Consider the following 25,247-nt stretch of genomic DNA (forward strand, 5'->3'; position numbering starts at 1 on the left):
TCATCTTACATTGATTTTTCCCGAAATTCTTCGCCTGATACATCGTCCTTACGATTATCATACGCCTTGACAATCTTTTTTTCCAGCGGTATCATAAAGTTATCATTTATTGCGCACGCAACTGTTATAAAGGAGTAGATAAGTGAAAGGCTTTTTAAAATGGATATCGACCATATCCCGGTTTACGAAAATGCAGCTGGATAAAGAATTCAAAGATCTGGGGTTTAACAGCAGCCAGCACATTTATATATTAAAAATCTGTGAAGATCCGGGCATTGCCCAGGAAGACCTGCTGACCGCGTTCAATGTCAATGCCAGCAACGTGACAAGGGCTCTTGCCCACCTGGAAAAAGAAAATTATATTGTTCGGGTGCAGAACAGGGACAACAGACGCTGCTACAACATCTATCCGACCCAAAGAGCAAAAGACGTCTGCCCGGTCATCAAAGACGCCCTGAAGCGCTGGAACTCAAAGATTCTTGAAGGCTTCACCGAAGAAGAAAAACATCTGTTTCTGGAATTCCTCACGCGGGCCGGAAACCATATGTTAGACTTTGTATATCATAGATAAGAAAGAGAGATATGAATTATGGAACAGCAGCATTCAGTTCAGGACAATCCGCTGGCCTTTGAGAGCACCGGCCGGCTCATTGCCAAATATTCTGTGCCGAGCGTGATCGCCATGCTGGTGAGCTCCCTCTACAATATTGTGGACCAGATCTTCATCGGCCAGGGTGTCGGCATGCTCGGCAATGCGGCAACCAACGTGGCGTTTCCCTTCGTCAATGTCTGCATCGCCCTTTCACTTCTCATCGGCATCGGTGGTGCCTCTAATTTTAATCTCAACATGGGGAGAGGAAAAAACGAAAAGGCAAAAAGCTTTGCCGGTACCTCTATATCTCTTCTGATCCTCTCGGGTCTTGCCTTAAGTATTTTTTCCCTTCTTTTCCTGAAACCGATCCTGATCGCCTTCGGTTCCACGAAACAGGTATTTCCCTATGCCCTGACCTACACAAGGATCACTGCACTGGGATTTCCGTTTCTGATCGCCACCAATGGGTTCTGCAATCTGATTCGGTCCGACGGCAGCCCCAGATACTCTATGGTCGTCATAGTGACAGGAGCCGTCATCAACACCTGCCTGGACCCTCTGTTTATCTTTGGATTCCATTGGGGCATCGCAGGCGGAGCCGCGGCCACGGTCATCGGCCAGGCCGTCTCCTGTGTCATGGCCGCTGTCTATCTCACAAGATTCCGGACCATGAAGCTCACAAAAGACTGTCTGAAGATCAAGGCGGATAATCTTAAGGACATTGTGTCCATCGGCATCGCCAGCTTCTTCAACCAGATTGCCATGATGGCCGTACAGATCGCTTTAAACAACACTCTGGCATACTACGGTGCCCTTTCCTCCTACGGAAGCGATATTCCGCTTGCATGTGCGGGAGTGATTATAAAGGTCAATGCATTTGTCATGGCATTTGCCATCGGCATCGCTCAGGGCTGCCAGCCCATCCTTGGCTTCAACTACGGAGCACAGCTGTACGGCCGGGTTCGTGACACCCTGAAAAAAGAGATCATAACCGTAACCGCTATTTTCTCCGCCGCATTTATCTGTTTTCAGCTGATCCCGAGGCAGATCGTCAGCATTTTCGGAGAGGGAAGCGCAGCCTATTTTCACTTTGCCGAGCGCTATTTCCGCATTTATCTTTTTATGGTATTTATAAATGGACTCCAGCCTATCGTGTCCAACTTTTTCAGTTCCATAGGGAAATCCTTGAAAGGGATGCTCTTATCCCTCACCAGGCAGATACTGTTTTTGCTCCCTCTGATCCTGCTGCTCCCTGTATTCCTCGGAATCGACGGAGTCATGTATGCAGGCCCCATCGCTGACGGGATTGCCGCTGTCACCGCCTTCTTCCTTGGCCGTCATGAATTTATTCAGATGCGGAAGCTGGAAACTTCACAGGATTCTTCTTCTGAAGCGGCAGCAGCCGTTCCCCGCTGAGATTAAAATCAGCGCTCTTGCATGGGAATATACTTCTTTTCTTTTGCCACACTCTTGTAGGCAGGGCGTATGATCTTATCCACGTTGGCAAGCTCCTCCAGCCTGTGGGCGCTCCAGCCGACGATTCTCGCCATGGCAAAGATCGGTGTGAACAATTCCAGCGGAATATCCAGCATGCTGTAAACAAATCCGCTGTAAAAGTCTACGTTGGCGCTGACGCCTTTGTAGATCTTCCTCTCCTCCGCAATGGCCTGAGTTGCCAGTTTTTCCACTGACGAATAAAGTGCAAAGTCATCATCCCGGCCCTTTTCTTTCGCAAGTTTCTCCACAAAGCTCTTAAAGATCAGCGCTCTCGGATCGGAGATCGAATACACCGCATGTCCCATGCCGTAGATCAGACCCTTCTTATCGAAAGCTTCTCTGTTCAGCAGCTTCAGCAAATATGCCTTCACCTCATCCTCGTCTTTGACGTCTTTTACATGCTTCCTGAGATCATGCATCATCTGTACGACCTTGATATTGGCGCCGCCGTGTTTCGGTCCTTTCAGAGAAGATAAGGCTGCCGCGATGACGGAATATGTATCAGACCCTGCGGATGTGACCACATGGGTCGTAAATGCGGAGTTATTTCCTCCTCCGTGCTCCATATGCAGCACAAGCGCGATGTCCAGTACCTTGGCTTCCAGTTCTGTATACTTCATGTCCGGACGGAGCATCCTCAAAATATTCTCAGCTGCAGAAAGCCTTTCGTCCGGCCGGTGGATATAAAAACTCTCCTGTTTTACATAATGATTATACGCATGGTAGCCGTAGACTGCCAGCATCGGAAATACGCTGATCAGCATCAGGCTCTGCCGAAGTACATTCGGCATTGAGATATCGGCCGCCTTCGGATCATAGGACGCAAGATTAAGCACACTCTTTGTCAAAGAGTTCATAATGTCAGCGTTGGCCGCTTTCATGATAACGTCGCGGGTAAAATTTCTGGGAAGTGTCCTGCAGAGTGAAAGGACGTTTTTAAATTCTGCCAGCTTAGTTTCGTCTGGAAGCTGCCCGAACAGCAGAAGATATGCAGTCTCCTCAAAACCAAACCTGCGGTTTTGCACAAAATTCTTTGTGAGGTCGATAATATCATAGCCGCGGTACAGGAGCCGCCCGTCGCACGGTACCTTTTTCCCGTCAATCTCTTCATACGCCTGGATTGATGAAATATTGGTGAGTCCCGCCAGGACGCCCGTACCGTTTTCATCTCTCAGTCCCCTCTTTACACCGTATTGGGAATACAGCTCCTTCGGAACCGTACAGCTCTCCGTACACAGCTTAGAATAGGAATCTGTATACTCTCTGATAATGCTGCTCGTCTTCTTGTATTTCATTCTGGATACCTCCTTTACATTTCCTAGTATTTCTTTTCATCATACCTCAATATTTGATTTTTGTCAACGATTGACACTTATCAAAGAACTCACTATACTATAAATATGAGGTTTTTAGCACTATTTCCGTCACGCTTTAAAATGCGTTCCTCCAATAGTGTTAAAAAACGATCGTTGGACAGCTTTTTTTGTTCAAGGAATAAATATAAAAGAAAAATTAAGGAGAGTATAAAACATGAATCAGGCAGAATCAACGGGGATCGCCGTATCTCTGTTTGAAATATTCCCTCTGTGCCGGAAACTGATTTTCAGTTCCCTGGATATGAAGGAGCTGAATCTGACAAAAAGCCAGCTGTCTGTCTTATTTGCGCTGGAAGTTAAACCCGGCCTTACGATGTCCAGGCTGTCCAAATATATCGGATCGTCAAAAGAACAGACTACCCGGGCAGTGGCTCCCCTGGCAAAGGAAGGTCTGGTGGAGCGTTACATGGATGAGGAAAACCGGAGATATGTCTACATCCGGCTTTCCCAAAAGGGCACATGTATGACACAGAAAGCAAAACAGGCTTTTATCAATCATCTGAAGCAGTCCTTTGACCGGCTGCCGGAAGAGGATCTGAACGATTTAAAACAGGCGGCCCAGACAACCTTAAACATCTTAAAAAAGCTGGAACCATAGTGCTGCATGGTTCCGGCTTTGCTTTTTATAAAATCCTGTGATATAATTTCATATACTACATTTGTAAGATTAAAAGGAGAGGACCTATGAAACCGATTCCCCAGATATCAGATGCCGAATACAAAGTGATGAAAACCGTGTGGGCCCATGCGCCGATCAGCACACCCCAGGTGACAAAGCTTCTGGCCGCCCAAAATGACTGGAGTCCGAAGACCGTCCAGACCCTTCTCTCAAGACTGGTCAAAAAAAGAGCCCTGACCTACGAAAAGCATGGCAGAGCCTTTTTCTATACTCCCCTGGTAAAGGAGGAAGAGATCTTAAAGCAGGAGACAGCTTCTTTTCTCAACCGCTTTTATGACGGCTGTTTCAGTTCACTTGTATCGAATTTCTTACAAGAAGACCGGCTGACAGCCCGGGAGATTCGTGAATTAAAAGAGATTTTGGATACGGAACTTGACAAGGAGGATGAATAAAATGTACCAAGCGCTGATGGAGAATTTTCTCTTCCACTGCCTGTTTCTTGCTCTTATCGTCCCTGTGATCCTGGCAGGACAAAAGCTGCTGCGGCACTGTCTGACGGCGCAGTATCGGCATATGACCTGGTATCTTTACTGTTTCTGCGCCCTCCTTTTCTTTCTTCCCGTCCGTCTGCCCGGATCAGCGAATCTCTGCTCTTTTGTCAGCAGTTTTATGAAAAATGCTCCCAGGCAGGCTGTACAGACCTCCACTGTCTCCGCCGCATCAGGCTCTGCCGGACAAATCAGAGACTATGCCGTATCCGCCGGAGCAGCTGTCCCCGGCCCGGTCTTTACTGCCCTGTTTTGGATCTGGGCCGCCGGCGCTGCCGCCATGACAATAATCTTTTTGTATCATTGCGTCCGTGCTGAATCATATAAGACAGCATGAATGGAATTCTTACGGCCACACGATCCTGAATTTTGCAGGATACCTGTCTTCCCGGGAGATATTTTTCGTTTCCTCGGGCATCGGAGGCAGCTATTCCCAGCTAAAACAGCGCATCACGGCCATCGCCTCCTACCGCAGGCCGTCAAAGAAAACGCAGCTTGCAGGTTTTTCTCTCCTGCTGATCCTCTGGCTCCTGTTTTCGCCTTTCGTTCAGAATCATAATTTATTGGCGGACTCCGTATCCGGGAAACCTGACCGGCCATTCGTTCCGGTGGATCTGTCTACTTTCTTTCCGGAAAATGAGGGCTGTTTTGTCCTATATGATGAAAATAAAAACCAGTACAGCATATACAACGAAAAAATGAGCCGGCAGAGAGTCTCCCCGGATTCCACCTATAAAATATACAGCGCTCTGGCCGCATTGGATGCCGGCGTGATCTCCCCCGGCAAATCTGAGATTGCCTGGGACCAAAAGCAGTATCCATTTTCATCCTGGAATAAAGACCAGACTCTTGACAGCGCCATGTCCTCCTCGGTCAACTGGTACTTCCAGACCCTGGATCAAAGACTTGGGAAGACAGCACTGAAAAAAACACTCAGACGCATCCGGTACGGCAATGAGGATATTTCCGGCGGAATCACTTCTTTCTGGCTGGAGTCCTCTCTGAAGATCTCCCCCTTAGAACAGGTCATGCTGCTCAGAGACTTTGATCAAAACCGGCTCGGCTGCTCTGAAAAAACGGCCAGAGCAGTCCGAAATTCCATCCGGCTCAACTGCGGCCCCGGCCGCATCCTGTATGGAAAAACCGGGACTGGCTGTATAGACGGCCATGACATAAACGGATGGTTCATCGGTATTCTGAAAACCAAAGATAATACTTACTGCTTTGCCCTGAGGATCAAAGGCCGCGACGGCGCATCGGGGAAGGAAGCGGCTCAGACTGCCTTAAAGATTATTCGTTCTCTTTCGCTTTGATCACCGGAAGAGTCTTCTTCACGACATATCCGCTGCCTCCGCGTTCTTTCACATCTTCTGCCATGGTGATCAAAAGCCATGGCTCTTTTTCGCTCTTTCCGGCAGTAAAAACCCCGAACCAGCCAAGCTCTGTCCCGGAAGTATCGCTCTTGCTCGCTTTAATCTCGGCGGTCCCGGTCTTTCCGGCGAGCTTCACGCCGGGAGTCCTGGCTCCGTGTCCGGTGCCGTCCGGGTGTTCAATGACCTGGATGAGGTCTTTTTTGATGATCTCCGCCGTTTTTTCTGAAAATGCGTCTTTCATCCAGTACTCTGGCTCCGGTTTCTTCTTATACAGCAGATATGGACGTACCATGCTGCCCTTGTTGACAAAGGCCGAATAGATCGATGCCAGATGCACTGGATTCACAAGTACCTGGCCCTGGCCGTACCCGCTGTCAGCCAGCTGGACTTCTGAATCAATGCTTTTTTGATTATTTGAAAACTGAGACACTGCCATCTTAATGTCAAAGGGCAGTTCCTGGCCGAACCCGAGATGTTTTGCCTGTGCCGCATAGTCTTTGGCCCCGATCTTTAACGCTGCCTTCGCAAAATAAATGTTGTCGGAATAAATCAGTGCATTCTCAAGCACTGCATTCTCATATGTATGCAGGGTCGTTACTTTGTAAGATCCCCAGCTGTTGTCTTTCTGCCATGAAAGCCCGCTGTATCCGAAATCCTCATTGGGCTTCAGTTTCCCTGTATTCATGCCCATCCCGGCCACCACCGGCTTAAAGGATGATCCCGGAGCCCATTTCTGGCGGAAACGGTTGTAGAGCGGTTTTGCCTTGTCTTTGTTCAGTTCCTCCCACTGATCCGCGGGAATCCCCAGCACAAAGTCATTACTGTCGTAAGCCGGAGTGCTGACCAGGGCCAGGACCTCCCCTGTCTTCGGATTCATCATCACGGAACAGCTCTTATCGTCTTTATATTGGTCATAAATTTTTTCCTGAAGTCTCGCATCGATAGTTGTATAAATATCTTCCCCATTCTTTTCCCTTTTTACGGCAAGCACCTTCTTCTCTCTGCCGTCCTCATTGAGGATCGATATCTTATATCCGTCCGTCTCATGGAGCTGTTCTTCATACAATACTTCAAGGCCGCTTTTCCCCACCAGCTGTCCCTGCTCATACCCCTGATCTTTCTTTTTTTCCAGCTCTTCTGCACTGATCTCCTGGACATATCCGGTCAGGTGTGATGCCTTCTTCCCGTACGGATACACTCTGCTGTCCTCTGAAGACACCAGCACGCCGGGTATTTTTAACAGCTTCTTCTCTATTTTTGCTTCTCCGGCAGACGTCATTTTCTTTACCGGTACAAAAGAATCTTCTGCAACCCAGGATGCATGAAGCTTCTTATCAATATCCTCTTCCTTCATGCCAAGCAGTTTCGCCAAACCGGATACGGAAGCTTTCCGGTCTTTTATTTTCCCCGGCACGAGTCCCACAGATGCGGCTTTTCCTTTTCCCGCCAGCATTTTCCCATTTCGGTCGTAGATTGCTCCACGGTTCCCTTTTAATTTCGTGACACGAACTTTATCTGTGAATTCCATGTCCGGAAAGATTAAGCTGTCATCCCACTTGAGACGGTAATCTCTTCCCTCTTTCTCAAAATGAGCCTGGTGATCAAAAGAAATCCTGCCTGCGATCGTATCCATGGACATGTGATAGGAAACCTTATCTCCCTCTGAATCTTTATCCACAGTAACCTTCATATTTTTAGCCCCTATCCCCTGATAGATCTTTTGATTTCTCTGTATAAACTCTTTTTTTGAGATCTCCTTTTGACTGCCTTTATCTAACAGTCCATACATCGTCCCATAGTCTTTTTTCTCAATACACGAAACATACTCGGAAAGTACATCTCCTGGGCGTCCTGTGCCAAAATAATTCCAGAGAGCATATGCGGCAATGCCAAGTGCCGCTGCCGCTCCGAGTATAAAAATCCCTGTCTTTTTCATAAATACCTCCTGTTCCTGATCTTCAGGTATCAATATCATCTATATCTTACACATGTAGGATATATGTGTCAAGGTAAACCAGTCTGTTCAAAATGTAACGCATATTTTGCGTTTTTTACAGTAAACGACTGAGAATTCGGCAAAATCTGTTGTATAATGACAAGTACAGTATTTGCCGCAGCTGAATATAAAAAGACAGGTTAAGAATAAAAGGGGGCAGAGGAGGACGATCGTGTTTAAATAAATCGATGATATCACAGAAATGATCTATGTTGCAGATATAGATACATACGAACTTCTGTATCTGAACAGTTCCGGCAAGCGCCCTGTTCGGTACAGAAAGCTATAAAGCCCTTTTCTTTTGCGTTATAGCGTAACATCTGTAACTGGTTGGTAATGCTGTTGCTTTCTTTGTCAGTGTCCCCGTTGTCTTTTGATAAACATGCATATAATCTAACTCTTAATTTTGTCTGCTGTTTTAACATTTGTTATACTGTTTTCATATCAATAGTTGCTATTTTTCTGTTCAATTTCTCTTTGTATCAACCTTTTAATCAAGTGCTGTAACTGAACTGTACCATTGATAGTTCTATTATAACATCAAGACAGGCTGGCAGAAACTGATATTTAAGACAACTTTAAGATAACTGATAAAAATATTTTCCTTTCTCATCCACAACAAAGAAATCTGCAACGGACACATGGAACCACTGCCTGTGCCTGCTTCATAGCATTTGACCAGACTCCTGAGAGTCCTGCCACACTCACCGGATCACAGTCCAGTCTGGTTCCATCTTCGGAACAAAGTGGGCAAGCCCACTTCAACGCCCCAACCCCTCACTCTTTGAGGGGCTTGACAACTTTGCGTGCCAGATGCAATTTGCCGCAGGCAAATAATTTCCTTACGCATCTGTGCACAACCCGCGGAGCGTTTTTATTTCATAAGGAAGGTCGTAGAACTTTCCTATGAAAAAAACTGCGTCAATTGCCCCTTCACTATTCTTATGTATATCCATGACTTTTGCCCCAGAATAAACTGACAGCCATGTGCCTCAAACTGTTCTTTGTAGACTTTTCCCACCTTTTCAATGAGCTGAATCGGCAGGATGCGGTCCAAACACATTATTGGCTGTTCGCATTTCTCCAATCGGCGGAATAAAGCTATTCGCTCCTGTTGCAATCAAAAGCCTGTCATATCCGATTTTTCTTCCATCTCACAGGATCAGTTTGAAATTATCAAAACTCTGCAGCGCGAAGGCATACAGGGCTATCTCTTCGGACGTCCTATGCCCCTTTCTGACTTCTGCCGATTCCCTGAAGAAAAGCAAAACAAACCGAAAAATTCCCGCACAGAATAAAACTGACAAATCATATGGCCTCCGCTGCATCAGACAACGGAGGCCATAGAAGGCTCTGTACTTCTTATTCTTCGATGATCTCTTCCGGCGTAAAGCCCCGGCATCTCCACTGCCGGGTGCGTTTCTGCCAGCGGGCGCAGCAGGCCAGAAATTCCTCTTTTTCATGTGTCTCATTCAGAAAAATACCGGCGTCTTTCATCAGACTGAACATTTGAGAGACACCGCCTCCTAAGAGCAGATTGTCTTCCAGCGCTGTCATCAGCTCCGCAAACGACAGAGGATTGTGTTTCCTTTTCTCCAGGAACCTTCTCAGTTCCTTGTACTCAGGCGCATCTACATCCACATACTCTTCATAATACAGACGGATTTCCTCCTGATCGGGTATGTAATACGGCAGGTTTTTCACCTCATTCATAAGGTTTAAGCAGACCCTGGTATCCGAAATCTTGGAGGAGATCACGTAGCGCCCTTCGACACGGTAATCTCCGTAGACTTTTTCGGTAATTTTCAGGAATCTGGAAAGCTCCCCTTTCTTGAGCGGTGTGCTGTGAAACTCTTCCCACACCCTCATCAGCTGTTTTTTTTCATAAACGCCGTACAAATGAGCCAGAGCTCTTGCATACCGGTACAACTCCTGGTTGTGGACGACTGTCTTCCTGTTTTTTGCATTGGACAAAAATCTTACGATCTTTGCTTCTACCCCGGGCGGCACAACAAACTTCCTCCCGCCGTCTTCACCGAATACAAAAAGCCAGCCTCTTTTCTGGTATGTCCAGATGCCGGCGCTTTCCCCATCCGGCCCGTCCGGTTCACTCAAAAGCAGTTTCAGTCCTCTCAAGTCTTCAGAAGAGCTGTATTTTAAAACAGCAGGCATCTGGGCTAAAATCTCGGCTTCCAGTTTCTCCGCCAGTTCATGCTTCCTGTACCGTGTGCCGTCCATTCCATAAAAAGAGGCAATCTCTAAAAGCTGGCTCTTCGTATAACAATGAAGGCAATCCAATAAACCTTGTGCAGAACTTTTCAGAATGGTCCATTTCATTTCATTTTTCTGCTCCATCTTGCACCTCTTTTCTAAACTGTACATCTTTTTTTTATTTTACCATAGAATACGTGACCTTCCTACCTGTATACAACATACTTTTTTCTATGAAGAATCTTCTCCCTCGTTTTTTCTTTCACACATTTTTCCCGGGACCATAAAATATAGAAAGACAAATTATGGATGTGATGTTTTGAATCATTTTACTGTCTCCTGCCAACCCCCGGGAAGCCATCTGCCCTCCTGTGCCCAATATAGTATTGATGCCGATTCTGCCTCCGAAAGTCTCCTTCCCATGTTCCAGGTCTTTGAACAGGGCGGACAGATCAGACAGGCAGATGAACATACAGCCATATTGATGCCGTCTTCGTTTTACTTTGTGAGCTATCATTTTATTGCCGGTCCCGGAAGCTGGAAGTATTTTCGTATCCTTCCGTGCATCAACAGCAAGCCCGCGCTTTTATATGCTTCTTTTTCCCCCGCCGCCTCAGACGGGATCGCATCGGCATCGGCTTGTTTTATCACAGATAAAGCCCTGCACAGCCCGGCTTCCCTGAGTTTCCGGGTGAGCTATCCCGAATCCCCAAAAGCCTTCAGTATTACGGGGGCCGTGAGCATTGCGGCATATGATGCCTGAACACAAGAGAGAACAGCAAGGACCATGTCCCGCTGTTCTCTCTTAGCAATTTCCCACAAATACATATTTCAAATAAGCTCTCGCTGTCTCTGCCAGCCGGTAGACCTGTTCGGCTTCCGTGGCCTTCTTGTCCGCCATTTTCCATCTCGGAAAAAACCTGTTCACGTGAAGCGGAATTTCCGGATTCACAGAGGCCACCCAGGCGGCCATCTCCTTCATCTCTTCCCTCGTATCATTTTCTCCGGGAACGATCAGTGCTGCAAGTTCCACATGACATCTGTCCGCCGCTTTTTTTATAAAATTCTGTACCGCGCCCAGATCTCCTCCCAATTTCCTGTAATATTCTTCTCTTATGCCTTTCAAGTCCACATTCATCGCATCAATGTAAGGGAGCAGCGATTCTTCCACGGCTTCTGAAAAGGTGCCATTGGTCACGAGAACATTTTTCATTCCGTACTGTTTTACTATTTTTGCCGCATCTCTCACATATTCATAACCTATCAGCGGTTCGTTGTAAGTATATGCGACTCCGATGTTGCCTCTGGCCCTGAGTTCCGAAGCCTTGAGTGCAAGCTTCTCCGGTGCCAGAAAGACCGTCTCCGCCTCATCTGCATTCTCCATGGAAATGTCATAGTTCTGGCAGAAAGGACAGTTTAAGTTGCATCCGAAGCTTCCCACAGACAGTATGACACTCCCAGGATAAAACATGGAAAGCGGTTTCTTTTCGATAGGATCCAGAGCCAGGGCAGTAATCCTGCCATAGTTTTCACACACGATCATACCGTTTACATTTTTCCTGGCCCCGCATCTCCCGAACTGGCCTGGTTTCAGCCTGCAGCGGTGCATGCATACCGTACATGTCTCTTTCATCTTCTCACCTGTGCCTTATGACTTCAAACCGCTCGATCTGTACAGATTCCTCTTCTCCGATCCCGGCTTTTTGTTTTGCAATCTCAATCTGTTCATCCACAGTATCCACACCGGAAAGATTCGGGAGCAAAAGCCCTCTCCGCCCTCCCCGTGTTACGATGACTCCGTATTTTTGGGCATCCAGTTCCTCCATTGATGTTACCTTCTCAGTCTTTCCGAGGACATCCACACTGTATTCCAGCTGATCCAGTTCTTCCTCCCTGACAGGGGGGAATCTCGGGTCTCTGGCTCCGGCGCTGACCGCGTTTTGTATGATTTCCTCAGCAACAGAAGATTTCGTTGCACAAATAGTGCCGATACAGCCTCTCAGCCTTCCCTCTTTCTTCAGAGAGACAAAGACACCTGCCCGGTTGCTCAAAAGTTCTTCCGGAAGCCCTTTCGGAACTCCTATGGCGGTTCCGTTTCTCACATAAGACTCCAGTGACAGTCTCGCCAGACGCACAAAACAGTCTTCTCTGGCCTGCCTTCGCTCCGCCTTCTTTCTCTGAAGCCTCACATACTCGTCCTTAAACTTCCGGTCCGGATCCTCCCTGAGCGGCTCAAAGGCACAGACCCCGTATCCCACGCCAAACGGCCCCTCATAAGACAGTTTTTCCGTTTTCACGGCCGTGCCGTCCAGGGCTCCGGCCAGCATCACAAAAGTCCTGTGGCCGCACTCTCCTGCTTTCTCAAGAAATTCCTCGTCAAACTCAAAAAGCTCCAGAAAATTTCCGCTTTCCATAGTCTTCATAATCCTGCTGTCATACCGGGGACCTTCCTCACAGTATCCGTAAGGCCCGTCCTCCATCAGTCGGTGGGACAAATCTCCGCTGGCAATAAAAACTGTCTTTCTTCCAAGGCTGTCTGCCGCCTTTTTCACATACTGCCCCATTGTATAATGGTCAGAAAGAGAAAGACCCGAAAGGCCGATCCTGACAGTCTGAAACTCCTGATAATTCTGCTGTATGAAATAGAGAGGAATCATGGACGCGTGATCCAGCTGTTTCTCCCGCTCTCCCGCAGTGCCTGCCATAAATCCGTCTTCTTTCGCCAGCCTCGTGATCAGCTCTGTCATTTCCCGGTCATAGGCGGTACAGATCCGGCTCTCTGCGGCTCCAAACTGTGAGAAATCCCCCCGGGCCCCGTCTCCCGGAGAAATGTGAAAGTAGTCCGTATACATGACAGAGTGGGGTGTGGCGATCACTACTGTCTCCGGGGCAAGACAGGCGATCTTTTTTCCGGCTTCTCTGTAAGCTTTTACGGTGTCTGCCACCGCCTGCTCCTTTCCGCATCCCACCTCGGGAACGATCAGCGGGGGATGCGGTACCATAAATGCACCAATTACAGCCATTTTTCATCATCCTTTCTATGTTATTTATACCTGGTAATATTATGGCAGGACAGCATACATGCATCTTTTTCTCCCCACTGGATCAGCGATGCATCTGCCTCCGTCCATACGTTCATGACAGCTTTGTCTGTTCTCTGCCTCAAGAAAATTGTAATCTGCTTCAAACACTCCACGGAGGATGACACGGTTTATCTCCATATCATCAACGATTAAAATAGTGTCTCTTCCTGTCATCACATTTCCCCCGTTACTGCACTCCAAATATTTCCGTTCTTATTTCCAATTTACACTATATTATTAATTATAACACAAAACAAGAAGAGAAACGCAAAAAACAGCCGGATGAACCAGCTGTTTTCATACGATATTTTCCATATAATATCTGCGGCAGAAGGAATTCTTTCAGCAGAAGGGAACCATTCTGTAATAGTGTTCTTTATTCATCTGCTTTCTCTGGCAGATACTGCGTCCAATTTACTTGACAATACTTGTTCGGCAGCCATTATGTCCATTTTTACATGGTTAGAGTGAGGCATTCTAAGAGCCGAACGGAAATCATGTGGAAGATGTCATACATAGATGATCGTGACTCCCCCAAAGCTGATTCTTCCGGTCAGTCTAATCCGTATCGTACCGTCGCCGTGGTTCCTGTTTTTCTCATCCACAGCCCCGAAGACAGCGCTGGCCTGATTGATCACCGTCCACTCTTTCGGCAGAAAAAGCTCCATCCCTGCAAACGATACGTCCACATTGATTTCGGCATCTCCGCCCTCTACTCCTGCATTGTCGAAGTAAGCCTTGATCTCTCCGAAGCTTACGTCAAACTGTGCGTATTTGAAATGATCAGAATTTACATACTTGACGGCAGAACCGAATGTAGTTCTGTGACAGACAGCAGTTCCGTCCTCCTCGTCAATGACTGACTCAAACGGCTCATCTCTGTGCCATTCCTTCCATCTCTTTTTCCTGGAAGGAAACAGCAGATGACACCCGATGCTTCCCAGGAGTGCAGCTCCTAATACCGGCCATGGCGTGACAGCGGTGATTCCCAGCGGCCCTGCATAAATAATGCAGAGAAATGCAATGGAAAACAGGATTCCCGTGTACTCCAGATGCATCAGGCTTTTGATCAGCATGGCTGCAAAAAATATAGTCAGCATAAGGCTGAATACACTGACTTCTCTCAGGTACCCCAGTCTTCCAAAAATAATGAACACTGCTCCAAAGATAAAAAACAATCCCCAGAAAATCTTTTCTTTTCTCATCTTCCGATCCTCTTTTCTTCTAATTTTTGCTTCAGCGGTTTCAGATAAAGTCTCGACACATACAACTGCTTATGGGTATGTTCAAACTGTATGACGCCGGAAGCTGACATCCCCCTGCTGATGGAATAGATCCTGTTGGTGTTGACAACTGCCGACTTTGAGATCCTCATGAAGGATCCCGGAAGCATCTCCTCCAGTTCATACAGCCGGTACCTGGTCTCGTAGATATCATCCGCCGTATGCACGTTGATGGTGTTTCCGTCTGTCTCAAAAAACAGAACCTTGGACAGGGGAAAATAGTACTCCTGCTCTCCCTTGGAAAACATGGCCGTCTGTGTCCCGGATGCTGCCTCCGAGACCGCTTTCTGCACTTCCCGGACGATGTCATTTAAACCGGCGCACCGGATGATGACCTCTTCTTCCATTAAATTTTCATCAATTTCAATCCGTATCTTCATCTTTTCATCTCCACGTCTTTATTATAGCAGAGGCCGTGAGGCTGTAAATGAAAAACAGCCAAGTGGTAAAAAACAGAGGGTAAGTGACACATTACTCTGCATATATGGTATAATAACTGCAATCAGAATGGAGGTATCATACTATGTCCAAAAAAATTTTTTTCTTTGATATCGACGGAACCCTTGCGGATCAGGAAGACATCCTTCCCTCGAATCAGAAAGCCCTTCGGGAACTGAGGTTAAAAGGGCACACGGTCATGATCGCATCAGGAAGGCCTGCCGGCTATATCAGGCATATGTTTTCCGGGCTGGCCGACGGATTTATAGCCGCAAACGGCAGACGCATAGAGCACGAGGGAAGCGTCCTGCTGGACAACAGCTTTACCGTCGCCGAACTGAAAGAAATCATTAAGCTGTGCAGGGTTTCCCAGTGCTCCTACTGTCTCCTCGGAGACGGTGTCGTATACCACGGCAATCCGCTGTATCTGTACGGACATACGAGACCATACGAATCCATCGATGTAATCCATGAAGAGAGCTGGGACATCCGGGATGTCAGGGCCTATGCATTTGATATCATCTACAGGGATGCGGAACATCTAAAGACGATCAAGCAGAATTTTGACGGCAAATATATCATCAATGACCACTTTGACGGCTCCGCCGATGTCTCCAGCGTATCCTTCAACAAAGGACATGCTGTTGCCTATGCGACCAGTGCTCTCGGCTTTTCACAGGATGACAGCTATGCATTCGGAGACGGAGACAATGACGTTCACATGTTTGAGGCCGCCGGTACGGCCGTTGCCATGGAAAACGCAACCCGGGCAGCGAAAAGAGCCGCAGATTACGTCACCCGGCATTATAAAGAGGATGGGATTTTCCATGCCCTGAAACACTTGAAAGTACTGAACTGCCCGCTTTAATCCAAGCATAAAAATCACCAGACCTGACAAAATACGGCCTGGTGATTTTTTTATGTGGAAAATTGTGAGTGGTAAAGCTGTTCGTAGTATCCTCTTTCTTCTAGCAGTTCCGTGTGTGTGCCGGTCTCCACGATCCGGCCTTCTTTCAGCACAAGAATCAGGTCTGCATTTTTTATGGTTGACAGCCTGTGAGCAATGACAAAGCTGGTCCTTCCGGCCAGCAGCTTATGCATGGCTTCCTGAAGTATCTTTTCGAGCCTTGTATCCACGGAAGATGTAGCTTCATCCAGAATCAATATTTTCGGGTCCTTTAACACTGCCCTCGCAATCGTAAGAAGCTGTTTTTCACCCTGGGAAATATTGCTTCCTTCCTCGTCGATCTCCATATCATATCCTTTCGGCAACGTCCGGATAAAGTGATGGACATTTGCCGTCTTGGCCGCATCGATCACCTCATCCTTTCTGGCATCCAGCCTTCCATACCGGATGTTTTCATAAATTGTTCCGGAAAACAGCCATGTGTCCTGAAGGACCATGCCGAACATGCTTCTTAAGTCTTCTCTTTTCATGGACTTGATATCCACGCCGTCAATCAGGATTCTTCCGCTGTCTGTGTCATAAAAACGCAGCAGCAGGTTGATGATGGTTGTTTTCCCGGCCCCGGTAGGACCCACGATGGCGACCATCTGGCCACTTTTTATATGAATATCCAAATCCTTTATGACCGGTTTATCTCCGTATCCAAAAGCCACATGCTCAAATGAAACCTCTCCTTTTACATCGGAGATACAGGTTCCCGGTTCCGGATCGGGAATCTCCTCGGGTTCATCGAGGATCTCAAAAATTCTTTTCATCCCTGCAAATGCCGCCTGGATCTGAGCTGAGAGCTGAGCCACCTGAGAGAGGGGTTCATTGCACTGCCAGATATAGCGGATGAAAGCCTGGAGATTGCCCACGGTCAGCATCCCCTGTATTACAAAGACAGTCCCGGATACTGCCACACCTCCGATACAGAGATATACAGTCAGAGAAATCAGCGGACTCATCATGGAAGATACAAACTGTGCTTTCAGAGCATGCTTCTGGAGCCTTCCGTTGATCTCTTTAAACCGCTCCCGGGAAGACTGCTGCCTTCCGAACAGCAGAATCTCATTGTATCCCGTATAGAGCTCTGTTATCGTCCCGTTCAGTTCTCCAAGAGAGTCCTGCTGAGCCTTGAAGTGCTTCTGGCTTTTCCTTACCACAGCCACGCTGATCAAAATACTGACAGGAATGATCAGCACGACCAGCCATGCCATCACTGGCTGGATGGTAAATACCATCACAAGGACCAGGATGAGCGTCAGGACTCCGCTGATGACCTGGGTAAAACTCTGCTGCAAACCGTTGGATACCGAGTCGATATCATTTGTCACCCGGCTTAAAGTATCTCCAAAGCTGTGGGTATCAAAATATTTCACCGGCAGCCTTCGGATCTTATCCTGCACCGCATTTCTCATATCATGCATTGCGCTCTGGATGGAATTGGTCAGCAGGAACATACTAATGACCTGGGATGCCATCTTTATAATATAGACAGCCGCAAGTACTGCAAGGATTCTCACGATCACATCAAACCGGACTCCCGCGCCGGGTACTTTCCCTGCGATCTGTGCCGCGTCTTTGGCCAGCCGGGTAGTGATCATTCCCTCGATCCTTGGTGCCGAGGTCATGGCGGCCACGCTGACAACCGTCATCACAACCGCTCCGATAAATCCCCATTTATAAGGAGCGATAAACGGCCTGAGTCTGCCTGTCACCGCACCCGCCTGTTTTATTTTCTTAATCATCGGCCAGTTCCTCCTTATCCAGCTGGGATGCAGCGATCTCCTGATAAATCCTGCAGCTTTCCAGCAGTTCTCTGTGAGTTCCGGCTCCTGCGACCCGTCCCTCATTGAGCACCATAATCTTATCTGCATCCATGATGCTGGTGATTCTCTGGGCTACGACCATCATGACCGCATCCTTTAAAACCTTTTTCAGTTCTTTTCTGAGCTTTGCATCTGTCTTGAAATCAAGAGCAGAGAAAGAATCATCGAAAATATAGACTTCCGGTTTTCTCACAAGTGCCCGCGCAATGGAAAGCCTCTGCCTCTGTCCGCCGGATACATTGGTTGCATTTTCCGTGATCTGTACGTCAAACCCGCCCTTTTCCATGATAAAATCATATGCCTGGGCAGTTCTTGCCGCCTCCTCCATTTCTTCAAAAGAGGCATCTTCTTTTCCAAACTTGAGATTATCTGCGATGCTTCCGGAGAAAAGCAGTGCCTTCTGCGGTATAAACCCGATAGAATTTCTCAGGGAACTAAGATCTATATCTCTGATGTCTGTCCCATTGACCAAAATCCTTCCGCCGGACACATCATAAGCCCTGGGGACAAGATTGATCAGAGTGCTTTTTCCGGAACCCGTACTGCCGATAAAGGCGATAGTCTCTCCTTTTTTCACAGTGAATGACACGTCGGTGAGCACTGCTTCCTCCCCGTCCGGGTATGCAAAGGTTACATGGTCAAACGTGATCTCATCGATGCGGATAGGGCTGCCTCCTTCTCCCGAAGTATTTTCAACTGCCGGCACAGCGTCGAAGATCCTGGTGATCCTCCTGGCACTGACCGCCGCTTTGGGATACATCATGAAAACCAGGCAGAACAGCATGATAGAGAACATCACATGGAACAGATAATCCATGAAGGCTACCAGCTGTCCGATGTTCAGCCCTCCCTGCTCTATCATAATGCTGGAGATCCAGTAAATGAGCATACCGGCTAAATTCATGAGAAAATAGAAGGCCGGCTGGGTGACAGACATGAGTTTAAACAGCTTTTTGGAATATCCCATATAGGCGCTGTTGGCTTCATCAAAGCGCTTCTTTTCATGCCTGTCGTTGGTAAATGCCCGGATGACCCGGATACCGCTGATATTTTCCTTGGAAATGCGGTTGATCCATTCCAGCGAGGACTGCTGGCGTTCACTTAAAAGCTCAGAGCGTTTTGCCACGATGATCACTCCCACAACGATAAAAGGTATAGTTCCCAGGATCACCATAGAAAGACTTAAAGAAGCTTTCAGCACGAGCACGATGCTGCCGACGGTCATCACCGGCGTCATCAGGGCGGTGCGGAACAGGATATTTAAAAACATCTGGATCTGGAAAGCGTCGTTGGTCGTTCTCGTAATAAGGGATGCCGTCCCAAATTCTTTGAATTCCCTGTGTGAAAATTCCTGCGTCTTTTCAAACATGTCATTTCGGATGTCCCTTGTGATGGAGGTAGACAGATAGGAACAGCAGTAGCCCAGCAGGATCGTCCCCGCGGTTCCAAGCAGAGAGACAAGAAGGATCACTCCTCCCATCTCAAAAATAAAAGCCGTGTCCTTTTCCGTTACGCCCCGGTCGATCATCCACGCTACGATGGTCGGTATCCCCAGCTCCACAAGAGCAAAGCCGAATACCGAAAATACATTCAGTGCAAACATTTTTTTATAATGTTTCAAGTAAGATAAAATTAGTTTCATTTTGTCGTTTCCTCGTTCATTCCCCCATCTTCATTCTTGACGGGATTTACGTGTACCATACAATGTTTCACCGGTGCAAACTTTTCCTCGATTTTTAAGTGGACCTTCTCCGCCGTATCGTGAGCCTTCCTGAGCGGAAGATTTCCGTCCATGCAGATCTCCACATCCACATATACCCTGGCCCCGAATTTTCTCGTTCGGATATCGTCAATCCCCCTGACCCCGGGCTGGTCAAGAATCACGCTTCTCATCTGTTCCACCGTCTCCCTGCTGCACGACTCATCGATCATTTTGCGCACGGCGTCTGCAAAAATGTCGTAGGACGCTTTTACAATAAAAATGCAGATCACCACGCTTGCCAGAGGGTCCAGAATTGGAAACCCCATCCTGGCTCCCAGAACACCGATAAGGCTGCCGACGGAAGATAGGGCGTCGGAGCGGTGGTGCCACGCATCCGCCATCAGAGCAGCAGAATCTATTTTCCTGGCTGCATTCCTCGTATACCAGTACATCCCCTCTTTGACGGCTATGGAGATCAGGGCGGCCGCCATGGCCAGGGCTCCAGGGATCACAAGTTTTCCCTGATCCCCCGCAAAAATCTTCTGAAGCCCGGCAGCTCCTATGAAAAGCCCCGTTATGCACAGCACTGCGCCCAGCAGGACCGCCGCCACACATTCCATCCGTTCGTGACCGTACTGATGTTTTTCATCTGCTTCCCTGGAAGCCAGGACAACCCCTGCCATGACAATGATCGTGCTGAACACGTCGGATGCGGAGTGGGCCGCATCCGAGATCATGGCGCCGGATCTTGCCGCAATGCCGGCAAATAATTTAAATGCTGACAGTACCAGGTTTACAAAAATACTGTTGACAGACACTTTCATGGCTATCCGTTCTTTTCTTTGCTGTCTCACCGGTCCCTACACCCTTCAAATCTGAGTACTTATAGAATATGCATATGCCTTTGAAATGTACTATAAAGATTCACCGTCCGGCCGGGCGTGCATATTATAAAAACAACTGAAACAGCAAAGGATTTTTCATATGACATTTTGTGATTCTTACCATCCGGCGGTCACAGATCCCCATCCCTATCCGCCTGTAAAAGCAGCCCGGCGGAACCCCCGGTATGCGGAAATGATACTGCCTGCACTGAGAGCCCAGTCCAGCGAACTGACTGCTGTCACCACATACATTTATCAAAACTGGATCTTCTTCAAAAAGTATTCCTCACTGGCCGATACTCTGATGAAAATAGCAAAGGTGGAAATGCACCACATGCAGATGCTCGGCACACTGGTCTCCCTTCTGGGCGGCGATCCGAGATTCGCCGAAGACCCCTGCCAATGCTGGAGTGGAGACGCCCCTGATTATACAAAGGATCTTCACCAGGCATTGAAAAGCAACATGGAAGCAGAAGAGGCGGCCGCCAGCTTTTATCTGGAGACTGCCTCTAAGATACAGGACCCGTTTGTCTGCGCCGTGCTAAACCGGATCGCCATGGATGAAAAAGTCCATGTACAGATCTTCCGGCATTATCTGAGTGTTCTTGGCTGCTGACATTTTCTGTCACAGCTTCAGTACCTCCAGGTCATCGGGCACATAGACAGTCCCTGAGTACAGCAGTTTCACTTCTCTTGTATACTGCTTCTTCCGGTTCTTTAAATCGGTATCCTCCGTATGGTAAAGCACCAGATTTCTGACTTTGAGTTTTTCGGCCAGATTCCCGGCATCCAACGCTGTGCTGTGGTGCTTTTCATATGGATGGAATATATCCCTCATGCCATATAAACAGAATGCCTCACAAAGCAGCCAGTCCGCTCCTTCCACATAAGGTCTGCAGATGCTGTTGTACGGTTCATCACCAAGACATGCCAGTGAAATGCCTTCCTCCAAATCTGCACGAAATCCAAATTGTTTTGCCTTCGTGGAATGTATGTCAAAAAAGCGGACGTGCATCCCTGAGATATCCATCTCTTCTCCGTCTTCTACTTCCTGTATCCGTATTTTACCGCCCAAAAACTTCAAAAATTTTTCTGCCAATGTGAGCCGGCAGATCTCTTTCAGGATCTTTGCGGCCTCCTCGTGGCAGTAGATGGTAAAATGCCCGTGATAAGCTTCCGAAAGCATCATGGACGCCGCTTTCCGGACGATCCAGACGGCGCCTAAGATATGGTCCGTGTGAGCATGGGTCAGGAACATACTGCGGATCTGTTCAAATGGAATCTGAGCTTCGTCAAGCCTTAAAAGGATTCCATTCCCTCCTCCTGCATCCACGAGGAAATATTCCTCGCCGTTGCGGATGGAAAAACATGTATTATAACATTTGGTAACCATTGCATGCCCGGTCCCGAGCATAATCAGTTCTGGCTTCATATGATCAATTCATTCCTTTTTCGTTCACTGCACTCTTTTTTCAGTTTCATAGATGCTGCAAGGAGCATCGGTCTGCTAATGCTCCTTGCATGTTCCGGACAAACGGCAATACACCGCATACAGGAGATGCACATTTTCTTCACTGTCTCTTCCGGATGCTCTGCAGGTATGGCGCCGGCCGGACAGAGACGGGCACAGAGACCGCATTTCTTACACTGTTTTCCGGCAGAAGGCTTCATGGGAACGCCATTGTACTCCCGGTACGGCCGGTTTCCTTTCACGGAAAGCTCTGAGACCCTTTCTGTATCTTCTGTCTGCTCTATCTTTTCCCGAATCTTCACCGCAAAGTCCGTGAGCTCACTCTTATCCCGGCTGTCCGGCCTTCCTTCTGCATATTGGCGCATAATGGAATGTTCCGCCCCTGCAGCCACGGCTGCCGCAGGAACAAATCCCTGCTCCTCTGCCAGGTCTTTCATCTCAAGAAGAGTATCGTCATAGTCCCGGTTTCCGAATGCGGTCAGAAGGATGATTGGTGTCTTTTGTCCCTTTAAGTTTCGAAACCGCTCTGCAGCCGGAGCCGGGACTCTTCCCCCGTAGGACGGAACTCCGAAGATCACCAGGTCCTGTGCTCCAAATTCGTGTACTTCCCCTTCCTTTGGTATTCTGGAAAGCTCGATCTCCTGATGAGTTTCTTCCCACGCTTCACCAATCAGTCTGACAATGCGTTCCGTGCTGTATGTAGGGCTGAAGAATACTTCCGTCACTTTTGATATTTCCATACTCAAAACCTCCTGTCTTCACTTTCTGCTATTATAACAGAAAACCTTCCCGTCTGACAGCTTTATCGGTTCCTTTTCTGATAATCTAAAACTCTCTCTTTATCTGAGCTCCTGATCTGATTTTTGATATACCGCACTCTGCCGTCCTCGGATTTTTTTAAGGTCACCTTATGGCGGAACAGGCAGTCCGTCCCCTTTTGTTTTAAAACAGCATCCACGGTGAGGATGATCCTTCCGTCTTTTTTATACTCTGCCCGGATCACCTCAGGAACCGGCATACTCTGGGGAATTAAGTTTCCGCACCTTAAAGGCTCCCACAGATAACGTGTTCCGTCTTCGCCTCTGTCTGCCAGTGCACGCATCTGTCTCTTTGAAAACGGAAGATATTTTTGCAGCAGAAGTTCAAATTCTTCTGACAGTATTCCTTTTGTCCCGTTGTCCCCGTCAAAATATCTGCCGGTCTCTATACGGTACAGATACTCATAGAGATCATTCATATAAAGTTTCCCCGGCTGTTTTTCATCCCAGTCGGTAAGAAACAGATTATTTCCTCTGTAACCCACCGGTTCAATATATCTCCTGCAAAATCTACGGTATTCTTTTGAGAGGGGACGGATGCGGATCATACTGTGGGTATCCATCTCCTCATTTTCTGTATGTTTGGTCTCCCAGATCAGCCATCCTTTCTTCGTCAGCCTCCAGGAGGATGCTTCCTCTTTTTTTACATAGGATACTGCCGGATTCCCCTGTTTGTTCCAGTCCAGATAGGCGTCTGTGAATTCCGCTTTCTTTCCTTTCGGCTTCAGTTCATATCTGTGTATTCCCCCTGATCTGGTGATACAGAAAAATACGGCGGAAGTCTTCCCACCCTTTCCGGCTTTCCGCAAAGCTTTCTCCACTGTCCGTCCATTCTGCATATCACAGTCATTTTCCATACACGCGGCAGAATATCCGCATGTTCCGAGCCGCTGAACAATTCTGTGGATCTCCCCTTTTCCCAGCACAGGATTCATGCCTTTCCCTTTGTCTGCGGATGCATAAATCGTCTGATAGCAGTCTGCCGCCGCAAAAAGTTCTTTTTTGATCTTCTCTGATATTTTTTCCGTTTTTTTATCTGGCTCTGTACTGCATGCGGAGAGGAATCCCAGACATCCCATCAGCAAAATCAACATCTTTTTTATTCTCATCTTTTTCGTCTCCTCCATAAAATCTTACATCCGTAAGACTTTAATGTCAAGTATAGCCGTGCGAGAGAAAAGCCATATTAAAAAGAAAACATTGTTTCTGAAAGGACGGTAAAAACTATGGATGCGATTGTTTATCACGGTGTAAAAGATGTGGGAGTAGAAAAGGTTCCGGACCCCAGGATTGAAAAGGAAGATGATATCATTGTCAAAGTGACCTCCACGGCTATCTGCGGCTCTGATCTCCATCTGATCCACGGCCGGCTGCCTGCCCTGAATCCCGGTTTTATTCTGGGGCATGAGACTATGGGCATTGTAGTGGAAACCGGAAAAGCAGTGACCAAAGTCAAAAAAGGCGACCGGGTCATTGTCCCGTTCCCGGTTGCCTGCGGACATTGTTTTTTCTGCGAACACGGCGAGTACAGCCAGTGCGATAACTCCAATCCAAACGGAGGTGCCGGCGGCCTGTTCGGGTACAGTGATGCCTTCGGCGGATATCCGGGAGGACAGGCACAGTATCTGCGGGTTCCTTACGCCAATGTAGGGCCTGTAAAAGTACCGGATGAGCTTGAGGATGAACAGGTCTTATTCCTGACTGACATCCTTCCCACCTCCAGATGGGCCGTGGATATCAGCGGGATGAAACCGGGAGATACCGTCGTAGTTTTAGGCTGCGGCCCAGTCGGCCTTTTGACAATCAAATGGGCCTTTTTACTGGGTGCAGAACGTGCCATTGCCGTGGACAGCGTAGACTACAGGCTGCGGCATGCGGCATCCTACGGTGCCGAGGTCATGAATCTTAAGGACTACGACAACACGGGAATGGAGATCAAAGAAAAAACCCACGGCGGCGCCGATGTTGTCATCGACTGCGTGGGTATGGACGGGAAAATGTCAGTTGTAGAAAAAGTGGAATCCGCCCTTAAACTCCAGGCCGGCTCCAAGTCTGCCATCGAGATCTCATCCGAAGCGGTGAGAAAATGCGGAACCGTGACAATAATCGGTGTCTACGGTGAAAGATACAATCTATTCCCTCTGGGCAACTTTTTTGACCGGAATATCACGCTGAGAATGGAACAGTGCCCTGCACAGAAATATGTGGACCCTATTCTTTCCCAATCCCAGACAGTTCCTTTGACGCCACCGATATCATCACACACCGCCTTCCTCTTAGTAAAGGGAAACACGCATACAAAATCTTCGACAAAAAATAGGACGAGTGCATCAAGGTCATCTTAAAACCCTAACTCTTATCTCCTTCATGGTAAACGATCTGACCGTCGATGACTGTATAGAGCGTCTTGGTAAGGGTACTCACCGGATTGTCGGAAAATACTGCGAGATCCGCATCCTTCCCGGGTTTCAGGCTTCCGACCCGGTCATCCACACGGCAGTTCTTTTATTACCTTTCCTTTCGTCTGCACATAGCCGTGTTCTATAGTTTCTCCTTCCATAGGAAGGATTTTCCCGTT

At 47.9% G+C, this 25,247-nt stretch carries 26 protein-coding genes; 10 read left to right on the forward strand and 16 right to left on the reverse strand.

All coding sequences use genetic code 11. From position 1 onward, the window contains the following. Positions 1-142: 142 nt before the first annotated feature. Positions 143-571, forward strand: coding sequence for a MarR family transcriptional regulator (locus QGT46_RS11075; protein WP_024728467.1), 429 nt, complete (start codon positions 143-145; stop codon positions 569-571). 18 nt (positions 572-589) lie between these two features. Beyond that, positions 590-2,008, forward strand: coding sequence for an MATE family efflux transporter (locus tag QGT46_RS11080; protein ID WP_301590843.1), 1,419 nt, complete (start codon positions 590-592; stop codon positions 2,006-2,008). An 8-nt stretch (positions 2,009-2,016) separates the two neighbouring features. Here QGT46_RS11080 and QGT46_RS11085 read toward each other — a convergent pair whose 3' ends face one another. After that, positions 2,017-3,384 carry a citrate/2-methylcitrate synthase gene (locus QGT46_RS11085; RefSeq protein WP_148459611.1) on the reverse strand — a complete coding sequence of 456 codons (1,368 nt, stop codon included), beginning with the start codon at positions 3,382-3,384 and terminating at the stop codon, positions 2,017-2,019. 235 nt (positions 3,385-3,619) lie between these two features. Between QGT46_RS11085 and QGT46_RS11090 the strand changes: the two genes are divergently transcribed. The 4 genes from QGT46_RS11090 to QGT46_RS11105 all read left to right on the forward strand — a co-directional run bounded on the left by QGT46_RS11090 (position 3,620) and on the right by QGT46_RS11105 (position 5,945). Continuing rightward, positions 3,620-4,063, forward strand: coding sequence for a MarR family winged helix-turn-helix transcriptional regulator (locus QGT46_RS11090; protein ID WP_301590845.1), 444 nt, complete (start codon positions 3,620-3,622; stop codon positions 4,061-4,063). 86 nt (positions 4,064-4,149) lie between these two features. Continuing rightward, positions 4,150-4,536, forward strand: coding sequence for a BlaI/MecI/CopY family transcriptional regulator (locus tag QGT46_RS11095; protein WP_024728471.1), 387 nt, complete (start codon positions 4,150-4,152; stop codon positions 4,534-4,536). A gap of 1 nt (position 4,537) precedes the next feature. Then, entirely contained in the window at positions 4,538-4,969 is a 432-nt protein-coding gene (locus QGT46_RS11100) for a hypothetical protein (RefSeq protein WP_301590848.1), read from the forward strand. Beyond that, positions 4,944-5,945 carry a penicillin-binding transpeptidase domain-containing protein gene (locus QGT46_RS11105; protein ID WP_301590850.1) on the forward strand — a complete coding sequence of 334 codons (1,002 nt, stop codon included), beginning with the start codon at positions 4,944-4,946 and terminating at the stop codon, positions 5,943-5,945. Before QGT46_RS11100 ends, QGT46_RS11105 begins: the two co-directional genes overlap by 26 nt. Here QGT46_RS11105 and QGT46_RS11110 read toward each other — a convergent pair. The 3 genes from QGT46_RS11110 to QGT46_RS11120 all read right to left on the reverse strand — a co-directional run bounded on the left by QGT46_RS11110 (position 5,923) and on the right by QGT46_RS11120 (position 10,356). Then, complete coding sequence (locus QGT46_RS11110; protein WP_301590852.1) at positions 5,923-7,941, reverse strand: penicillin-binding transpeptidase domain-containing protein; 2,019 nt, start codon at positions 7,939-7,941, stop codon at positions 5,923-5,925. The genes QGT46_RS11105 and QGT46_RS11110 overlap by 23 nt on opposite strands. A 669-nt stretch (positions 7,942-8,610) precedes the next feature. Then, the gene (locus QGT46_RS11115; protein ID WP_301590854.1) at positions 8,611-8,766 is read right to left on the reverse strand and encodes a hypothetical protein; all 156 of its coding nucleotides are present in this window, start codon (positions 8,764-8,766) and stop codon (positions 8,611-8,613) included. A gap of 597 nt (positions 8,767-9,363) precedes the next feature. Next, positions 9,364-10,356 (reverse strand): hypothetical protein, encoded by a 993-nt coding sequence (locus QGT46_RS11120; protein ID WP_270432277.1) that lies wholly within the window; start codon positions 10,354-10,356, stop codon positions 9,364-9,366. 175 nt (positions 10,357-10,531) lie between these two features. Here QGT46_RS11120 and QGT46_RS11125 point away from each other — a divergent pair, with 175 nt between their 5' ends. After that, positions 10,532-10,975 (forward strand): hypothetical protein, encoded by a 444-nt coding sequence (locus tag QGT46_RS11125; protein ID WP_301590855.1) that lies wholly within the window; start codon positions 10,532-10,534, stop codon positions 10,973-10,975. Between the two features lie 42 nt (positions 10,976-11,017). Here QGT46_RS11125 and amrS read toward each other — a convergent pair whose 3' ends face one another. From amrS to QGT46_RS11150, 5 genes are all read right to left on the reverse strand, one after another. Beyond that, positions 11,018-11,845, reverse strand: a complete 828-nt coding sequence (gene amrS, locus QGT46_RS11130; RefSeq protein ID WP_301590857.1) for an AmmeMemoRadiSam system radical SAM enzyme — start codon at positions 11,843-11,845, stop codon at positions 11,018-11,020. Positions 11,846-11,849: 4 nt separating this feature from the next. After that, the gene (amrA, locus tag QGT46_RS11135; RefSeq protein WP_301590859.1) at positions 11,850-13,235 is read right to left on the reverse strand and encodes an AmmeMemoRadiSam system protein A; all 1,386 of its coding nucleotides are present in this window, start codon (positions 13,233-13,235) and stop codon (positions 11,850-11,852) included. 20 nt (positions 13,236-13,255) lie between these two features. Then, complete coding sequence (locus QGT46_RS11140; RefSeq protein WP_301590861.1) at positions 13,256-13,399, reverse strand: hypothetical protein; 144 nt, start codon at positions 13,397-13,399, stop codon at positions 13,256-13,258. Positions 13,400-13,804: 405 nt separating this feature from the next. After that, complete coding sequence (locus tag QGT46_RS11145) at positions 13,805-14,500, reverse strand: LiaF transmembrane domain-containing protein (RefSeq protein ID WP_024728482.1); 696 nt, start codon at positions 14,498-14,500, stop codon at positions 13,805-13,807. Then, positions 14,497-14,958, reverse strand: a complete 462-nt coding sequence (locus tag QGT46_RS11150) for a LytTR family DNA-binding domain-containing protein (RefSeq protein WP_270432286.1) — start codon at positions 14,956-14,958, stop codon at positions 14,497-14,499. Before QGT46_RS11150 ends, QGT46_RS11145 begins: the two co-directional genes overlap by 4 nt. Positions 14,959-15,101: 143 nt before the next feature. On the opposite strand from QGT46_RS11150, the gene QGT46_RS11155 reads away from it, so the two are divergent. Beyond that, the gene (locus QGT46_RS11155; RefSeq protein ID WP_270432288.1) at positions 15,102-15,884 is read left to right on the forward strand and encodes an HAD family hydrolase; all 783 of its coding nucleotides are present in this window, start codon (positions 15,102-15,104) and stop codon (positions 15,882-15,884) included. 50 nt (positions 15,885-15,934) lie between these two features. Here QGT46_RS11155 and QGT46_RS11160 read toward each other — a convergent pair whose 3' ends face one another. The 3 genes from QGT46_RS11160 to QGT46_RS11170 are packed head-to-tail and all read right to left on the reverse strand — an operon-like array spanning position 15,935 to position 20,350. Next, positions 15,935-17,713 carry an ABC transporter ATP-binding protein gene (locus QGT46_RS11160; protein ID WP_301590864.1) on the reverse strand — a complete coding sequence of 593 codons (1,779 nt, stop codon included), beginning with the start codon at positions 17,711-17,713 and terminating at the stop codon, positions 15,935-15,937. Then, positions 17,706-19,436, reverse strand: coding sequence for an ABC transporter ATP-binding protein (locus tag QGT46_RS11165; RefSeq protein ID WP_024728486.1), 1,731 nt, complete (start codon positions 19,434-19,436; stop codon positions 17,706-17,708). The genes QGT46_RS11160 and QGT46_RS11165 overlap by 8 nt, the downstream gene beginning before the upstream one ends. After that, positions 19,433-20,350 (reverse strand): cation diffusion facilitator family transporter, encoded by a 918-nt coding sequence (locus QGT46_RS11170; RefSeq protein WP_024728487.1) that lies wholly within the window; start codon positions 20,348-20,350, stop codon positions 19,433-19,435. The genes QGT46_RS11165 and QGT46_RS11170 overlap by 4 nt, the downstream gene beginning before the upstream one ends. A gap of 130 nt (positions 20,351-20,480) precedes the next feature. On the opposite strand from QGT46_RS11170, the gene QGT46_RS11175 reads away from it, so the two are divergent. Beyond that, positions 20,481-20,996, forward strand: a complete 516-nt coding sequence (locus QGT46_RS11175; RefSeq protein WP_024728488.1) for a ferritin-like domain-containing protein — start codon at positions 20,481-20,483, stop codon at positions 20,994-20,996. Between the two features lie 9 nt (positions 20,997-21,005). Here QGT46_RS11175 and QGT46_RS11180 read toward each other — a convergent pair whose 3' ends face one another. The 3 genes from QGT46_RS11180 to QGT46_RS11190 form a co-directional block, all read right to left on the reverse strand. Beyond that, complete coding sequence (locus QGT46_RS11180; RefSeq protein WP_148459596.1) at positions 21,006-21,812, reverse strand: MBL fold metallo-hydrolase; 807 nt, start codon at positions 21,810-21,812, stop codon at positions 21,006-21,008. Continuing rightward, positions 21,809-22,591, reverse strand: coding sequence for a 4Fe-4S dicluster domain-containing protein (locus QGT46_RS11185; RefSeq protein WP_301590868.1), 783 nt, complete (start codon positions 22,589-22,591; stop codon positions 21,809-21,811). Before QGT46_RS11185 ends, QGT46_RS11180 begins: the two co-directional genes overlap by 4 nt. Before the next feature lie 62 nt (positions 22,592-22,653). Continuing rightward, entirely contained in the window at positions 22,654-23,778 is a 1,125-nt protein-coding gene (locus QGT46_RS11190; protein WP_301590870.1) for a DUF6070 family protein, read from the reverse strand. Between the two features lie 117 nt (positions 23,779-23,895). Here QGT46_RS11190 and QGT46_RS11195 point away from each other — a divergent pair, with 117 nt between their 5' ends. After that, complete coding sequence (locus QGT46_RS11195) at positions 23,896-25,014, forward strand: zinc-dependent alcohol dehydrogenase (RefSeq protein WP_330655822.1); 1,119 nt, start codon at positions 23,896-23,898, stop codon at positions 25,012-25,014. A gap of 4 nt (positions 25,015-25,018) precedes the next feature. On the opposite strand, the gene QGT46_RS11200 is transcribed toward QGT46_RS11195, so the two are convergent. Further along, positions 25,019-25,162 (reverse strand): amidohydrolase family protein, encoded by a 144-nt coding sequence (locus QGT46_RS11200; RefSeq protein WP_301590872.1) that lies wholly within the window; start codon positions 25,160-25,162, stop codon positions 25,019-25,021. Positions 25,163-25,247: the final 85 nt, after the last annotated feature.

Source organism: Anaerostipes faecis (assembly GCF_910574135.1).
Taxonomy (GTDB): Bacteria; Bacillota; Clostridia; order Lachnospirales; family Lachnospiraceae; genus Anaerostipes; species Anaerostipes hominis.

Bases quoted from the DNA above. Each gene is read 5' to 3' on its own strand.
- QGT46_RS11085 (WP_148459611.1), bottom strand. From the start codon at position 3,384: ATGAAATACAAGAAGACGAGCAGCATTATCAGAGAGTATACAGATTCC.
- QGT46_RS11155 (WP_270432288.1), top strand. From the start codon at position 15,102: ATGTCCAAAAAAATTTTTTTCTTTGATATCGACGGAACCCTTGCGGAT.
- QGT46_RS11180 (WP_148459596.1), bottom strand. From the start codon at position 21,812: ATGAAGCCAGAACTGATTATGCTCGGGACCGGGCATGCAATGGTTACC.
- QGT46_RS11110 (WP_301590852.1), bottom strand. From the start codon at position 7,941: ATGAAAAAGACAGGGATTTTTATACTCGGAGCGGCAGCGGCACTTGGC.
- QGT46_RS11160 (WP_301590864.1), bottom strand. From the start codon at position 17,713: ATGATTAAGAAAATAAAACAGGCGGGTGCGGTGACAGGCAGACTCAGG.
- QGT46_RS11100 (WP_301590848.1), top strand. From the start codon at position 4,538: ATGTACCAAGCGCTGATGGAGAATTTTCTCTTCCACTGCCTGTTTCTT.
- amrS (WP_301590857.1), bottom strand. From the start codon at position 11,845: ATGAAAGAGACATGTACGGTATGCATGCACCGCTGCAGGCTGAAACCA.
- QGT46_RS11090 (WP_301590845.1), top strand. From the start codon at position 3,620: ATGAATCAGGCAGAATCAACGGGGATCGCCGTATCTCTGTTTGAAATA.
- QGT46_RS11165 (WP_024728486.1), bottom strand. From the start codon at position 19,436: ATGAAACTAATTTTATCTTACTTGAAACATTATAAAAAAATGTTTGCA.
- QGT46_RS11185 (WP_301590868.1), bottom strand. From the start codon at position 22,591: ATGGAAATATCAAAAGTGACGGAAGTATTCTTCAGCCCTACATACAGC.
- QGT46_RS11175 (WP_024728488.1), top strand. From the start codon at position 20,481: ATGACATTTTGTGATTCTTACCATCCGGCGGTCACAGATCCCCATCCC.
- QGT46_RS11150 (WP_270432286.1), bottom strand. From the start codon at position 14,958: ATGAAGATACGGATTGAAATTGATGAAAATTTAATGGAAGAAGAGGTC.
- QGT46_RS11120 (WP_270432277.1), bottom strand. From the start codon at position 10,356: ATGGAGCAGAAAAATGAAATGAAATGGACCATTCTGAAAAGTTCTGCA.
- QGT46_RS11080 (WP_301590843.1), top strand. From the start codon at position 590: ATGGAACAGCAGCATTCAGTTCAGGACAATCCGCTGGCCTTTGAGAGC.
- QGT46_RS11190 (WP_301590870.1), bottom strand. From the start codon at position 23,778: ATGAGAATAAAAAAGATGTTGATTTTGCTGATGGGATGTCTGGGATTC.
- QGT46_RS11095 (WP_024728471.1), top strand. From the start codon at position 4,150: ATGAAACCGATTCCCCAGATATCAGATGCCGAATACAAAGTGATGAAA.
- amrA (WP_301590859.1), bottom strand. From the start codon at position 13,235: ATGGCTGTAATTGGTGCATTTATGGTACCGCATCCCCCGCTGATCGTT.
- QGT46_RS11145 (WP_024728482.1), bottom strand. From the start codon at position 14,500: ATGAGAAAAGAAAAGATTTTCTGGGGATTGTTTTTTATCTTTGGAGCA.
- QGT46_RS11195 (WP_330655822.1), top strand. From the start codon at position 23,896: ATGGATGCGATTGTTTATCACGGTGTAAAAGATGTGGGAGTAGAAAAG.